11 protein-coding genes are annotated in these 13,617 nt (G+C 64.8%); 9 read left to right on the top strand and 2 right to left on the bottom strand.

The window, feature by feature from the left end:
* Positions 1-121: 121 nt before the first annotated feature.
* Positions 122-1,369, bottom strand: coding sequence for a LysR family transcriptional regulator (locus AC1VVK_RS06350; protein WP_482904807.1), 1,248 nt, complete (start codon positions 1,367-1,369; stop codon positions 122-124).
* A 452-nt stretch (positions 1,370-1,821) separates the two neighbouring features.
* Between AC1VVK_RS06350 and AC1VVK_RS06345 the strand changes: the two genes are divergently transcribed.
* From AC1VVK_RS06345 to AC1VVK_RS06305, 9 genes are all read left to right on the top strand, one after another.
* Positions 1,822-2,811, top strand: a complete 990-nt coding sequence (locus AC1VVK_RS06345) for an ABC transporter substrate-binding protein (protein ID WP_482904806.1) — start codon at positions 1,822-1,824, stop codon at positions 2,809-2,811.
* A 189-nt stretch (positions 2,812-3,000) separates the two neighbouring features.
* On the top strand, positions 3,001-4,026 hold the full coding sequence (locus AC1VVK_RS06340) for an amidohydrolase family protein (RefSeq protein WP_395393560.1): 1,026 nt from the start codon (positions 3,001-3,003) through the stop codon (positions 4,024-4,026).
* 339 nt (positions 4,027-4,365) lie between these two features.
* Entirely contained in the window at positions 4,366-5,220 is an 855-nt protein-coding gene (locus tag AC1VVK_RS06335) for an amidohydrolase family protein (protein ID WP_482904805.1), read from the top strand.
* A gap of 44 nt (positions 5,221-5,264) precedes the next feature.
* A complete protein-coding gene (locus tag AC1VVK_RS06330) occupies positions 5,265-6,563 on the top strand; it encodes an MFS transporter (RefSeq protein ID WP_482904804.1) in 1,299 nt (432 codons plus the stop codon).
* Positions 6,564-6,697: 134 nt separating this feature from the next.
* Positions 6,698-7,696, top strand: a complete 999-nt coding sequence (locus tag AC1VVK_RS06325; RefSeq protein WP_482904803.1) for a DODA-type extradiol aromatic ring-opening family dioxygenase — start codon at positions 6,698-6,700, stop codon at positions 7,694-7,696.
* 324 nt (positions 7,697-8,020) lie between these two features.
* Positions 8,021-8,878, top strand: coding sequence for an HpcH/HpaI aldolase family protein (locus AC1VVK_RS06320; protein ID WP_159830622.1), 858 nt, complete (start codon positions 8,021-8,023; stop codon positions 8,876-8,878).
* A gap of 2 nt (positions 8,879-8,880) precedes the next feature.
* Positions 8,881-10,434 carry an acetolactate synthase large subunit gene (locus AC1VVK_RS06315; protein ID WP_482904802.1) on the top strand — a complete coding sequence of 518 codons (1,554 nt, stop codon included), beginning with the start codon at positions 8,881-8,883 and terminating at the stop codon, positions 10,432-10,434.
* A gap of 17 nt (positions 10,435-10,451) precedes the next feature.
* Entirely contained in the window at positions 10,452-11,345 is an 894-nt protein-coding gene (locus tag AC1VVK_RS06310) for a substrate-binding domain-containing protein (protein WP_482904801.1), read from the top strand.
* A gap of 74 nt (positions 11,346-11,419) precedes the next feature.
* Entirely contained in the window at positions 11,420-12,106 is a 687-nt protein-coding gene (locus AC1VVK_RS06305; protein WP_482904800.1) for a siderophore-interacting protein, read from the top strand.
* Positions 12,107-12,427: 321 nt separating this feature from the next.
* Here AC1VVK_RS06305 and AC1VVK_RS06300 read toward each other — a convergent pair whose 3' ends face one another.
* Positions 12,428-13,477, bottom strand: a complete 1,050-nt coding sequence (locus AC1VVK_RS06300; protein ID WP_482904799.1) for a Glu/Leu/Phe/Val family dehydrogenase — start codon at positions 13,475-13,477, stop codon at positions 12,428-12,430.
* Between the last annotated feature and the right edge of the window lie 140 nt (positions 13,478-13,617).

The following is a 13,617-nucleotide window of genomic DNA, read 5'->3' as shown; positions in this document are numbered from 1 at the left end:
GGGACCGCCCGAAGGGTGGTGGAGGGGTGTCAGCCTCTCGGTCGCGCACTACCGTGCCGGTTACACCCCTCCGTCAGCGCTTCGCGCTGCCACCTCCCCTTGCAGGGGAGGATTGATCCTTTCACCCCACCTGCCGCAGCGGGGTTGGCGGAGCGCAGACATGCGCGCGGATCACGTCGATGAAGGCGGACTGCACCGGGGTTGGCATCCAGTCCTCGCGCGTGGTGATGCCGATGGCGGGCACCGCCTCGATCTGCCCGCAATGCAAGGTGCGCAGGCCTTCCTCATGCGTGAGTTCATACGTAGTCATCAGCGTCAACCGGTCGGACCGCTTGAGCAAGTGGCGGATGATCGGCAGTGCGCAAGTGGCGACATGGGTCTGCGGGCCCTTTGTACCTTCGAAGATCCGGTCGAAGCAGGCGCGGCGGCTGGAACCGGGAGTGCCGGTGATCCAGTCGTAGGCCATCAGTTCCTCCACCGAGACCTTGCCCGCACGGGCGAGCGGGTGGCCGGCGCGCGCCACCACGGCATAGGGCGTTTCGATCAGCGGCTCGCAGACGAGGCCCGGCGCCACTTCCTCGGGCAGCAGGCCGACCACGAAATCGACCTCGCCCGCGCGCAGGCACTTGGTCATTTCGACCGCGCTTTCGTTCATGATCCGGATGTCGGCGCTGGGGTACTTTTCCAGGAACTGGTCCAGCACCGATGCCAGCAGCACGCTGCCGCCGAAGGGCATGGCGCCGATTACGATGGGGGTGCTGGTGCCGTCCAGCGCGGCGTCGATTTCCGCCACACCCCATTCGATTTCCTGCAGTGCCAGCTTGATCATCTGGCCCAGCTTGATCCCCTGCGGGCTGACCAGCATCCCGGCGGCCGTGCGATAGAACAGCGAGACGCGCAAGTTACCCTGTAAATCGCGCGCGGCGCGCTGGAGCGAGGCGGCGGAAATGTCGAAGCACTCGCTCGCCTGTTCAAACGATCCGTGTTCCATCACGCCGACCAGCGTGCGCAGTTGCGACCGGGTGAGGCGATTGACGATGGCGCGGGCGCCGTCGGCATTCACGGCGGCGCCGATCTCGATCACGGCGCGCTCGGTCTGTTCGAAGAAGCGCTTCACGCGGGCATGGAACACCATGCCGAATTCGTTGAGGTAACTGCCGCTGGCACGCCGGTCGACCAGCGTGGCGCCAAGCTGCGCTTCCATCTTGGCGAGCGCCTGCGTGACGGCGGGCTGCGACAGGCTGCATGCCTCCGACGCGCGGCGCACGGACTTGAGATCGCCGATCGCTTCGAACAGGCGAAGCTGGCGGAAGCTCAGGCTCTGGGCGCGCTCGGCACCCGGGGTCTTGTGACTCGTTTCGTTGGCCATGTTCAGGTCCTCTCTCCACCCCGGACCTAGCGCGAAATTTATCGGGTCCGCAACGGGCCGGGCTATCACCCCGGCCTTCGCGACTGCGACATGATGCGGCGAGGGTGAGTGGTCGGCCGATTGCAGATTTGGCGAAAAATTGCGGGAATACAGCCAGTTTTTCGGCGAATCGTCATCGCGATGAAGGAGTCTGCACTGCGTCATCCTGCGACAGTCCTGCCGGTGAACCTATTGCGCGCGGCGCTGGATTTATAGGGCTGGCGGCATAAATTCTATCACTTGGCGGGGCCTGAAGGGGCCGGACCTCTATAAATTGTGCGCTCGTGCCGACCGGTTCGGATAGGGGCTGCGTTGACTTGGAAGCGGGCCGGGCGCTTTTCGCGGGTCAACCGGCATCGGACGTTGCAGCCAACGCCGATAGCCATGTTTACTCATCCCCGAGGAGAGCGACCTTGAGCCAGAAAGTCCGCCTGAAGTTGGCGATTGCCGACCATCCGCACACCGCCGCGATCCGCGACGGCAGCATCGAGATCGAAGGCGTCGATGCCGAATTCGTGACGGTGAAGCCGCAGATCGGCGCGTTCCGCCGCATGGTGCGCGATCTCGAGTTCGACGTCTGCGAACTGGCGCCCACCACTTACATCATCGCCCGCGCCTATGGCCGCCCGTTCAAGGCGCTGCCGATCTTCGTGGTCCGCCGCTTCCATCACGGCGGGATGCTGGTGAAGCCGGATTCTGGCATCAACCACCCCAAGGATCTGGAAGGCAAGAAGGTCGGCGTGCGTGCCTACTCGGTGACGACCGGCGTGTGGATCCGCCAGGTCTTCATCGACGAATACGGCATGGACAACGACAAGGTCACCTGGATCGTCGACGATGAGGAACACGTGACGCAGCTTCAACTGCCCGCCAACGTGCAGCACACGCCCGAAGGCGTGTCGCTGGCGGACATGATGGCCAATGACCAGATCCAGGCCGGCGTCGAAGCCGCTGCCGGTATCGGCCGCACCGGTGCGCCGACGGGCGGCTGGCAGGAAGTCGACACCAGCATGTATGTGGACCTGATCCCCAATGCGGCCGAGGCCGAGGCGGAATACTATGCTCGCACCGGCGTCTATCCGATGCACGGCACCATCGTCGTCAAGGACGAGATCCTTGAGCAGCACCCGTGGATCGCGCGTTCGCTGAACGATGCCTTCACCCGCGCCAAGGACGAGTGGCTGGCCAAGCTCAACTCGGGCGAGGCAACCGGCAAGGGTGCGGACAAGTACCGCGCGCTGCAGGACATCGTCGGCGCCGACCCGCTGCCCTACGGCATCGAGGAAAACCGCGCGACCATCGAGGCGCTGGAGCAGACTGCCTTCAAGCAGGGCCTGACGCCGCGTCGCATGACGATGGAAGAGCTGTTCGTCGATCCCGCCAAGGCGCCGGTGCGCGTTTGAGCTGATGTCGCAATAATCGCCTCGTCGTCCCCGCGAAGGCGGGGACCCCGCTTTTTCTTCCGGCCTCGTGCTGTGGGGCAAAAGGAAAGCGGGGCCCCCGCCTTCGCGGGGGCGACGGAGTGAGGTTGGCAATGCAATTTTGAGTTCCGAACCCGTGCTGCTCGGGCAAAAAATTCCACGGAGAATCCCATGATTATCGACTGTCACGGTCACTTCACGACGGTCCCGAAGCACTTCCGCGAATGGCGCAGTGCGCAAGTCGCGGCGGCGGACGATGTGGCGAATGCGCCGCTCGTTGCCGACGCGCATGTCAGCGACGACCAGATCCGCGAAGGCATCGAAGGCGGCCAGCTCAAGCTCCAGCAGGAGCGCGGCAGTGACCTCACCCTGTTCTCGCCGATTGCCGGCCTGATGAGCCACCACCTCGGCAACGAACGCACCAGCCTTGAGTGGGCGAGCGTCTCCAACGACCTCGTCTACCGCGTTACCGAGATGTATCCGGACAACTTCGTGCCGGTTGCCATGCTGCCGCAGAGCCCGGGCGCCCCGCCGAAGAACTCGATTCCCGAGCTTCGCCGCGTGGTGGAAGAACTGGGCTTCGTGGGCGTCAACGTGAACCCCGATCCCACCGGCGGCTACTGGACCGGCAAGCCCTTCACCGACAAGGAATGGTATCCGCTGTTCGAAGCGATGTGCGATCTGGATGTGCCGGGCATGGTTCACGTCGCCGCATCGTGCAATCCGAACTTCCACGGCACCGGCGCGCACTATCTGAACGCCGACACCTCGGTGTTCATGCAGATCCTGCAGAGCGATCTGTTCAAGGACTTCCCGACGCTGCGTCTGGTGATCCCGCATGGCGGCGGCGCGGTGCCGTACCACTGGGGCCGTTATCGCGGCATGTCGCTGGAGATGATGGACCGCCCGCTGGAAGGGCTGCTGGACAACATCTACTTCGACACCTGCGTCTATCACCATCCCGGCGTCGAACTGCTGACCAAGGTGGTGCCGACTTCGAACGTACTGTTCGGTTCGGAAATGATCGGCGCGGTGCGTGGCACCGATCCGAACACCGGGCACTATTTCGACGATACCAAGCGCTACGTCGATGCCTGCGAGGCGCTGTCGGATGACGACCGTTTCGCGATCTACGAAGGCAATGCCCGCAAGGTCTATCCGCGCCTCGATGCGCGGCTGAAGGCCAAGGGGCTTTAAGGCTCGGGCGACCACTACCGCCCCCGCAATTATAGACCTCGTCATCCCCGCCCTTCGGCTGGCCGGCAGGCCGGCCGCTCAGGGTAAACCGGGGATCCCGCTTGTTCTTCCGGCCTCGCGCTATGGGGCAGAAAGAAAGCGGGGCCCCCGCCTGCGCGGGGGCGACGAAGTGTTTTAGGTGAGGGAGCGTGGGCAGGAAGAGCCCCCACGACAGCGGCGGAAGTTATGCCTCACGGCTGACAATCAACTCCCGCCGCCGCCGCCCACCCCGCAAATTGACAGCAACCAGAACAGAGCCCCGGCAGCGCGATGCACGCTTCCGGCAGCGGAGACAGGTGCATGACGTCCAAGTTTGTCGATATCCATCCCCACGTCATTTCCGACGACGAGGGCGCCTATCCCCCGGCGCCGCTGTTCGGAAAACGGTCCGACTGGTCGCAGGAGCGGCCGAGCACGGTAGAGACGCTGATCGCTTCCATGGACGAAGCCGGCGTTGCCAAGGCCGCCGTCGTCCATTCCTCCACCACTTACGGCTTCGACAACAGCTACGTGGTTGATGCGTGCAACCGCTATTCGGGCCGCCTGATCGCGGTGGGTTCGGTGGACGTGCTGGCGCCCGACGCTGGCCAGACGATCCGTTCGTGGGTGGACCAGGGCCTCAAAGGCCTGCGCGTGTTCACCGGCGGGTCGACCAAGGAATTCGATCCCAGCGAACTCGACGATCCGCGCGCCTATGCGGCGTGGGAACTGCTGGGTGACCTCGGCCTCACCATGTGTATCCAGACCGGCCCGGTCGGCCTTGCCGCCGTGACCGCGCTGGCCAAGCGCTTCCCGAACGTGCCGATCATCCTTGACCACCTCGGCCGCCCCGATGTGACCGATGGCGCGCCTTATGCGAATGCGCAGAGCCTGTTCGACCTTGCGCCGGTCGAGAACATCTACCTGAAGCTGACGCCGCGCATCATGGGCGATTCGACGAAGGGTGAGGCCACGCCCGAGACGCTGTTCCCCAAGCTGGTGGACGTGTTCGGCGCGCAGCGTCTGGCCTGGGGTTCGAACTATCCGACCTCGCCCGGCACGCTGGCCGAAATCAAGGCGACTGCGGAAAGCCGCCTTGCCTGCCTCACCGAGACCGACCGTGAATGGATCTTCGCAAAGACGGCGCAGAAACTCTACCCCGCTCTGGACGACTGATCTCCAGAAGCGACAATAGGTGACATAACGTGGAGAGAGACGAGATGGACAAGGCACTGGAACGAGGCGGAGCGGGCAGGGCGGCGAGCATAGCCGAACCTGCCAGCGCGGCCGCCTGGGCGGTGCTGCTGCTGCTGGCGCTGGGCGTGATGATCGCCTTCGTCGACCGCACCAGCATCTCGTCGGCTCTCGCCGATGCGCCGTTCATCCAGCACTTCGGCATGACCGACATGGACCGGGGCTGGGTGAACGCGGCGTTCTTCTGGTCCTATGGCCTGATCCAGATTCCGGCCGGCTGGCTGGTCGACCGCTACGGCGTGAAGACGCCCTACACGATCTGCTTCGTGCTCTGGTGCCTGGCGACGGCGGTGACCGGCCTGATCTCGACGATGTTCGCGCTGATCCTGATGCGCTTCATCGTCGGCGCGGCCGAGGCGGTGGTGATGCCGGCCAGTTATCGGTGGATTCGCAACAACTTCAAGGAAGGGCAGAGCGGCACCGCCGTCGGCCTCTTCGCGATGGGCAACAAGTTCGGCCCCGCCATCGGCGCGCCGATCGCGGCATGGCTGATCACGTCCTACGACTGGCGCGTGATGTTCATCGCCACCGGCGCGGTCGGCCTGATCTGGCTGCTGCCGTGGATGTTCCTCGTCAAGAACGACCTGCCGCGCCGCGAGGATATGGCCGCGATCAAGCGCAAGGCGTCGTCCGTGACGTTCGCCAGCATCCTCTCCAGCCCGCTGGTCTGGGGCACTTTGGTAGTGAACTTCTGCTACGGCTACTTCACCTTCTTCTGCATGACCTGGATGCCCAGCTATCTGGTCGAGGAGCGCGGGCTGAGCCTTGAGAAGTCCGGCCTGTTCACCTTCTTCAGCTTTGCCGGCATCGCCATCGTCGCGCTGATTGCCGGGTGGATGGCGGATAAGCTGATCGCACGCGGCGGAGATCCGGTGTTCGTGCGCAAGGCTTTCGTCATCGCCGGCTTCATCGGCGCCTGCACGGTGCTGCTGGGCGCCAAGGCGGACTCGCTGAATGCGGCGCTGTTCTGGAACGTGTTCTCGCTCTCGTTCCTCGGCCTTGCCACCGCCAACAACCTTGCGCTCTGCCGCCTGACGCTGATCCCGGCGCCTGCCGTGGGCCTTGTTACCGGCGTGCAGCAGGTGGCGACCAGCCTTGCCGGCGGCGTCGCGGCGAGCCTTTCGGGCTGGCTGCTTCATGTTTCGGGCAGCTACGATCTGCCGATGATGGTGATCTTCGTCTTCCTCGTGATCGGCGCGCTGACCACCTGGCTGGTGCTGCGCCCGGAGTGGGCTCCGAAGATTTCGCTCGCAGCAGGCGAGTGAGCTGCGCTCCGGGTGACGCTTTCCCGTGGGGGCGGGTTGCATCACCCGAAGCGTAGATTGGATTGGCCGCGTGTCTGGCGGCTCCCTAATGCTGCGACAGGTTCGCAACAGATTTTTGACTGAAAGAGGATGCAATGGCGCAGATCGTATTCGGCATGGCCGTTCCGCACAGCGGGATGCTGGGGCAGGCCCCCGAGGACTGGCTGACCAACGGCGATCGCGACCGCAAGAACCCGGAACTCTGGTACCGCAATCGCACGTGGACGTACCCGGAACTGGAAGCCGAACGCGGCGCCGCTTTCGCCCCGTTCCTGACGCTTGAGGAACGTACCGAGCGTGCCACCCGCTGCCGCGCCGCGCTGGACGAGATGGCCGAGGCCTACAAGCGTGCCAAGGTCGATGTCGCCATCGTGCTGGGCAAGGATCAGAAGGAAATTTGGCCCGACCAGTCGCCCTCGATCACCATCTACACCGGCGAGGACGTGCACAACGGCCCGCCGCAGCGCCCGGTCTATGCGCCCGACCATCATGTCGTGCATCAGGCCTATCCGGACTTCGCGACTTATCTGATCAAGAAGTTCCAGGAGCAGAACTTCGACCTCAACGATCTGCAGAAGTGGCCGCAGAACACCTGGATGGAATCACGGCAGGGCTACGCGCCGGACTATCCGGTGGTCCCGCATGCCTATAGCTTCGTCTATCACCAGATCATGGGCGACGATGTGCCGCGCCATGTGCCGGTGCTGTTCAACCTGTTCTACCCGCCGACGCAGCCTTCGATGGCGCGCTGCATCGAATTCGGCCGCGTGCTGCGCGAGGCGATCGAGGCCTGGCCGGAAGACGTGCGCGTGGCGGTGATCGCCAGCGGCGGCCTGTCGCACTTCGTCAACGACGAGGAGTTCGACCGCGACGTGATGGAGAAGCTGGCGGGCTATGATTACGAAGGCCTCGCGGCGATCCCGGACGGCTATTACCAGTCGGGCACGAGCGAGGTGAAGATCTACTCGATCGTGATGATGGCGCTTCAGCACACCGGGGCGAAGATGACTCTGGTGGATTACGTGCCCTGCTGGCGCACGGAGGCCGGCACGGGTGAGGGCATGGGCTTCATGTACTGGCAGCCGGAGGAGTAGAACCGGGGTGACGGGCGCTCCATCCATCGAGTGCCGGTCACGATTGTATCGTCGCCCCCGCGAAGGCGAGGGCCCCGCTTGCTTCTGCGACCTCTCGTATGCCGCAAGAGAAGCGGGATCCCCGCCTTCGCGGGGATGACGGATTTGTTTATTGGGCCGTGGGAGCTTTTTCTCGCGGGCTGACGGGAGAGTGAGGCATCCCTCACGGGCAGGTTTCGAAACGGACCTGCCGGTTTTTCGATGGCGGCGGTCGCCGGATCAATCGCGCGATGCCGCCCGGGACGAGGTACGGGCAGAGCAAGCCCGAAAGGAAAGATCCAAGCAATGACCCAGACGCGCCTCAACGGCATCATCCGCGCTCTCGAAGCCGGCAAGCCCGCTTTCACCTGCTTCTCGAAGGTCGACAAGCTGACCGCGCAGGAACTGACCGATGCCCCCTATGACGGCATCGTCTTCGAGATGGAGCACAACCCTTACGACGTCGCCGCGCTGGGCGACGCGCTCCAATACATGCTCAACCGCAAGAAGATCGCCGAAAGCGGTTCGGTCGCGCCGTCGGTCACCCCCATCGCGCGCATCCCGGCCAATGGCGGCGAGATGAACCAGTTTCAGGCCAAGCAGGTGCTGGATCGCGGTGTTTACGGCGTGATCACTCCGCATGTTTCGACCGTGGAGCAGGCCTACAACATGGTCGCCTCCGCCCGCTATGCGAAGCCGACCGGTGCCGCGCTCTATGAGCCCAAGGGCATTCGCGGTGACGGCCCGGCCACGGCCGCGCGCTATTGGGGTCTGTCCCAGCCGGAATACTACGCCAAGGCCGACGTCTGGCCGCTGGCCCCGCATGGCGAGCTGCTGGTGGGCATGATGTGCGAAAGCCCCGAGGCGATCGAGAACCTTGACGACATTCTCGCCAATGTTCCCGGCATCGGCCTCGTGCTGATCGGTGAGGGCGATCTTTCGCAGGCGCTCGGCTACCCCCGCCAGTACGACCACCCGGAAGTGGTGAGCGCGATGAACAAGATCGTCGAGGTCTGCAAGAAGCACAACGTCGTCGTCGGCAACCCGCACACCAACGCCAAGAACGTCGAGCGCCTGATCGGCGAGGGCTACCGCTTCCTGATGTCCGCGCCGACGCGCAGCTACGGCGTGGTCGGTCAGGGCCGCGAACTGGCGGGGTACTGATCATGGCCAATGGCGCAGAAACCCTCGTCAACACGCTGGTCGACAACGGTGTGGAGGTTTGCTTCGCGAACCCGGGCACCTCGGAAATGCACTTCCTGGCGGCGCTCGACAATCCGCGCATGAAGTCGGTGCTGTGCCTTTACGAAGGCGTCTGCACCGGTGCGGCGGATGGCTGGTATCGCATGAAGGACGTGCCGGCATCGACCCTGCTGCATCTGGGGCCGGGCCTCGCCAACGGCCTGTCCAACATCCACAACGCCAAGCGCGCCTCGTCCGGCATGGTCAACGTGGTCGGCGAGCATTCGGCATCGCACCTGAAGTACGATCCGCCACTGACCTCCGACATCGAAGGGCTGGCCCGTCCGCTCAGCCACTGGGTGCGCCGCGCCGAATCCGCGACGACCATCGCCTGGGACACGGCCACCGCCTGCGCCAAGGCCAGCGAACATCCCGGCCAGATCGCCACGCTGATCCTGCCGGGCGACACCGCGTGGAAGGACGCGGGCACGCCGGTCGTGTCGCAGGGTCTGACCCGCGCTCGCCCCGCGCCCGATCAGGCGCGCGTGGACGAAGTGGCGCGGGTGCTCCGCTCGGGCGAGCCCACGCTGCTGATCCTCGGCAACAAGGCTACGCGTGGCCGTGCGCTGGACCTGGCCGGCGTGGTCGCGGCCGGCACCGGTTGCCGCCTCGGCTCGCAGTTCTTCACCGCGCGCATCGAGCGCGGCGCAGGGCGCACGCCGCTGGAGCGTATTCCTTACGCAGTGCCGCTGGGGCAGGCCTTCCTCAAGGACTTCAAGCACATCGTCACGCTGGAGACCAAGGAACCCGTCGCGTTCTTCGCCTATCCGGACAAGCCCAGCCTGCTGAAGGCGCCGGGCACCGTGGTCCATTCGCTGGTCGCGGACGATGAGGACAGCGCGCTCGGCCTCGAAATGCTGATCGACGCGCTGGGCCTGAAGGGCGCCGCGCCGCTGGTGCAGGAACGGATCGAGGCAGCGGCGCCCAGCGGCGCGCTCAATCCCGAAAGCATCGCACAGGCCCTTTCGGCGGCGCTGCCGGACAACGCGATCCTCGTCGACGAATCGCTGACCACAGGCCGCCAGACCATGGGCCTGACGATGGGCGCGCGTCCGCACGACCTGATCAACAACATGGGCGGTTCGATCGGCTACGGCACCCCCGTCGCCACCGGCGCCGCGATGGCCTGCCCGGATCGGCGGACCTTCTGCATGGTGGGCGATGGCTCGGCCATGTACACGATCCAGTCGCTCTGGACGCAGGCGCGCGAAGGGCTGCCGATCACCACGATCATCTTCGCGAACAACCAGTACGCGATCCTCAAGGCCGAATACACCAACATGGGAGCGGGCCAGCAGCCCGGCCCGCAGGCCATGGCGATGATCGATATCGACCGTCCGACCATCGACTGGGTCGCCATGGCGAAGTCCATGGGCGTGCCCGGCGTGCAGGTCGACAATGCCGAGGACTTCCACAAGGCGATGGCCCGCTCCACGGAGATGGACGGCCCCTGCCTGATCGAAGTCAAGCTCTACTGATCGGGAGAAGGAACACCATGACCATGACCGACGTGCTGACGTTAAAGGCCAACGTACAGGACTATCCGCAGACCAAGGCGCTGAAGGACGGGCGCGTCTCGTCCGATATCGTTGCCCTCGATTTCTGCGGGCCGGAAAAGGCGCACAACGGCTTCAAGGCCATGCTGCGTGAGAACGCCTTCGATTGCGGCGAACTGGCGATCGTCACCTGCCTTCAGGCGAAGATCTACGGCAAGCCGTTCGTGCTGCTGCCGGTGCCGATCTCGGGCCGTTTCCAGCACCACTGCGCGGGCTTCAACCGCGAGCTGGGCCATCTCGACCCCAAGGATATCGAGGGCAAGCAGGTCGGCGTGCGCACCTATGCGCAGACCACCGGCCTCTGGGTGCGCGGCGTGCTTCAGCATGAATACGGCGTCGATCTCGACAAGGTGACGTGGATGACCGTGGGCGACGGCCACCTCCTCGAATACACCGACCCCGCAAACTGCGTGCGCCTGCCCAAGGGTTCGGACATCGGCCAGATGATGCTGGACGGTGAACTGGCGGCGACCTTGCAGGGCGTCGATCTGCCCAAGGACCCGCGCGTGGAACGGCTGATCCCCGATCCCTTCAATGCCGCCAAGGACTGGTTCGCGCGCGAAGGCGTGGTGCCGATCAACCACATGTTCGTGGTGCATCAGGACCTGACCAAGACCCGCCCCGACGTGGTGCGCGAACTCTACCGCATGGTAGTCGAGAGCCGCGATCTTACCGAAGGCGGTTTGCCCGATCCGTTCCCACCGGTCGGCCTTGAGGCCAATCGCAAGGGGATCGAACTTGCCATCGACTGGGCCTTCGAGCAGAAGATCATCCCCCACAAGATCACTGTCGACCAGCTATTCGACGACGTGACGGCAAGCCTCGGAGCCTGACCCTGAGCGAAGAACAGCCCGCCCGCCATTCGGTTCAACGCGTGCGCCGGGATATCCGGCGACGCCGCCTTACAGTGAGCCGGGTCGAGCCTTTGGGCTCGGCCATGCTGCGGGTCTGGCTGGAGGGCGACGATCTCGCCGATTTCGAAAGCGGATCGCCTGATGACCATATCAAGCTGTTCTTCGCCGTCGAGGGCGCCGGCCCTGATGAAAAACCGGAGATGCGCGACTATACGCCGCGCCTGTTCGATACGGCCGCGCGTACACTCGCCATCGATTTCGCGCTGCACGAACCGGCTGGTCCCGCCACGGCATGGGCCAAGGCAGCCAAGCCCGGCGACGTGCTCAACATCGGCGGCCCGCGTGGTTCGGCGGTAGTGACCGACGATTTCGATTGGTATCTGTTGGTCGGTGACGAGACCGCGATCCCGCAGTTTTGTCGCCGCATCGAGGAACTGCGCCCTGGCGTTCCCGTCACCGCCCTGGTCTCGGTCGCACCCGGGATCGAGCGTGCGCCGGTTGCCGAGCGGGAAGGGCTGAGCTGGGTCTGGGTGGAGCATGACGGCCACGGCGAAGACGCCGCGCCGTTGCTTGCCGCGCTGGGCGATGCCGGGCTGCCGGACGGCGAGGGCTATGCGTGGATCGCGGCGGAAGCGGCGGTGGCGCAGGCCATTCGCGCCAAGCTGACCGATGAGATGGGCCATCCGCTGGGTTGGCTGCGCTCGTCCGGTTACTGGACCGTCGGCGAAGCGCAGGGCTAAGCGGTAGGGCTGCAATTGCCCTGCCAAACTATCCTCAACCTCACACCACCCACCCCGTCATCCCCGCGTAGGCGGGGATCCCGCTTGTTCTTGGCGGCGGGGAGAAAGGAAGCGGGGCCCCCGCCTTCGCGGGGGCGACGGAGTGTATGTCGGTGCGGGATGACTTCACTTTGAATCGTCATTGCGAGCGTAGCGAAGCAATCCAGTGCGGCACCGACCGCCCCTGGATTGCTTCGCTACGCTCGCAATGACGAACTGTAGTTCACCATTCAAAAGCGAAAGGTGAGGGGGCAGGGTACCTGACCCCGCCCCAACTCCAACTTACGCTTCGACCAGACGCCCGCGAGCAACCAGCTTCTGCGCCATCTCGTCAGCGACGACATGGCTCGGACGACCTTCGCTCTCGGCATTGGCGAGGATCTCACCCAGACGCTCGGCGATCAGGTCGATACGGCCACCAACCTGGTCTTCGGTTTCGCCGAGGTATTCGGCCACCACATTGATGATGCCGCCCGCGTTGACCACATAGTCCGGCGCATAAGCGATGCCGCGCGCGGCCAGACGCTCGCCATCCTGCTCGGTGGCCAGCTGGTTGTTGGCGCCGCCGCAGACGAGGCGGGCGCGCAGGGTGGGGATGCTCGCCTGATTAAGCACCGCGCCCAGCGCGCAGGGGGCGAAGATTTCGGCCTCGGCCGCCAGAATCTCGTCGGCGGAGACGACACGGCCACCGAACCTGGCAGCAAGCGCTTCGGCACGAGCCGGATCGGCGTCGGCGAGAACCAGCTTGGCACCGGCCTCATGCAGCAGTTCGGCAAGGTGCGAACCGACATTGCCGGTACCCTGAAGCGCCACGGTCAGCCCGCGCACGTCCGAACCGAAAGTCACGCGCGAGGCGGCCTGCATCGACTTGAAGATGCCCAGCGCGGTCCAGGGCGAGGGGTCGCCACCGGCAAAGCCCGGCTTCTTGTCGAGACCGGCGACGTGGCGGGTTTCCTCGGCAATGGCGCGCATGTCGGCGATGGTGGTGCCGACGTCTTCCGCCGTCACGTACTGGCCGCCCAGCTTCTCGACGGCGCGGCCAAACGCGCGGAACATGGCGGCGCGATCGAACGCACCTTCGGGACGCTGAAGCACGGCCTTGCCGCCGCCGAAGGGCAGGCCGGCAATGGCGTTCTTGTAGGTCATGCCGCGGGCAAGACGCAGAGCGTCGGTCGCCAGCGCATCTTGATCGGCATAGCTCCAGAAACGGCAGCCGCCGGCCGCCGGGCCAAGCGAAGTGGAATGAATGGCAATCACGCCCTTCGCGCCGCTTTCGGGGTCGTCGATTACCACGAACTGTTCGACCAGTTCGCTATCCACCGTGTTCACCATTTCGTCTTCATCCTCGCTTCGGGGGAGCCCATCTTCGGAAGAGCCTTCGAAATAGCAGGGTTCGGCGTGATAAAAATTGCGAATTTCGACGGATATGGGCTACGACTGGAATGATCCATTCCGCGTTTGCCTAATTTTGG

The organism is Novosphingobium sp. BL-S-32, assembly GCF_056857055.1.
This window is presented reverse-complemented; position numbering and strand designations above follow the sequence as displayed.

Bases quoted from the DNA above. Each gene is read 5' to 3' on its own strand.
- AC1VVK_RS06340 (WP_395393560.1), top strand. From the start codon at position 3,001: ATGATTATCGACTGTCACGGTCACTTCACGACGGTCCCGAAGCACTTC.
- AC1VVK_RS06315 (WP_482904802.1), top strand. From the start codon at position 8,881: ATGGCCAATGGCGCAGAAACCCTCGTCAACACGCTGGTCGACAACGGT.
- AC1VVK_RS06310 (WP_482904801.1), top strand. From the start codon at position 10,452: ATGACCATGACCGACGTGCTGACGTTAAAGGCCAACGTACAGGACTAT.
- AC1VVK_RS06325 (WP_482904803.1), top strand. From the start codon at position 6,698: ATGGCGCAGATCGTATTCGGCATGGCCGTTCCGCACAGCGGGATGCTG.
- AC1VVK_RS06350 (WP_482904807.1), bottom strand. From the start codon at position 1,369: ATGGCCAACGAAACGAGTCACAAGACCCCGGGTGCCGAGCGCGCCCAG.
- AC1VVK_RS06335 (WP_482904805.1), top strand. From the start codon at position 4,366: ATGACGTCCAAGTTTGTCGATATCCATCCCCACGTCATTTCCGACGAC.
- AC1VVK_RS06330 (WP_482904804.1), top strand. From the start codon at position 5,265: ATGGACAAGGCACTGGAACGAGGCGGAGCGGGCAGGGCGGCGAGCATA.
- AC1VVK_RS06300 (WP_482904799.1), bottom strand. From the start codon at position 13,477: ATGGTGAACACGGTGGATAGCGAACTGGTCGAACAGTTCGTGGTAATC.
- AC1VVK_RS06320 (WP_159830622.1), top strand. From the start codon at position 8,021: ATGACCCAGACGCGCCTCAACGGCATCATCCGCGCTCTCGAAGCCGGC.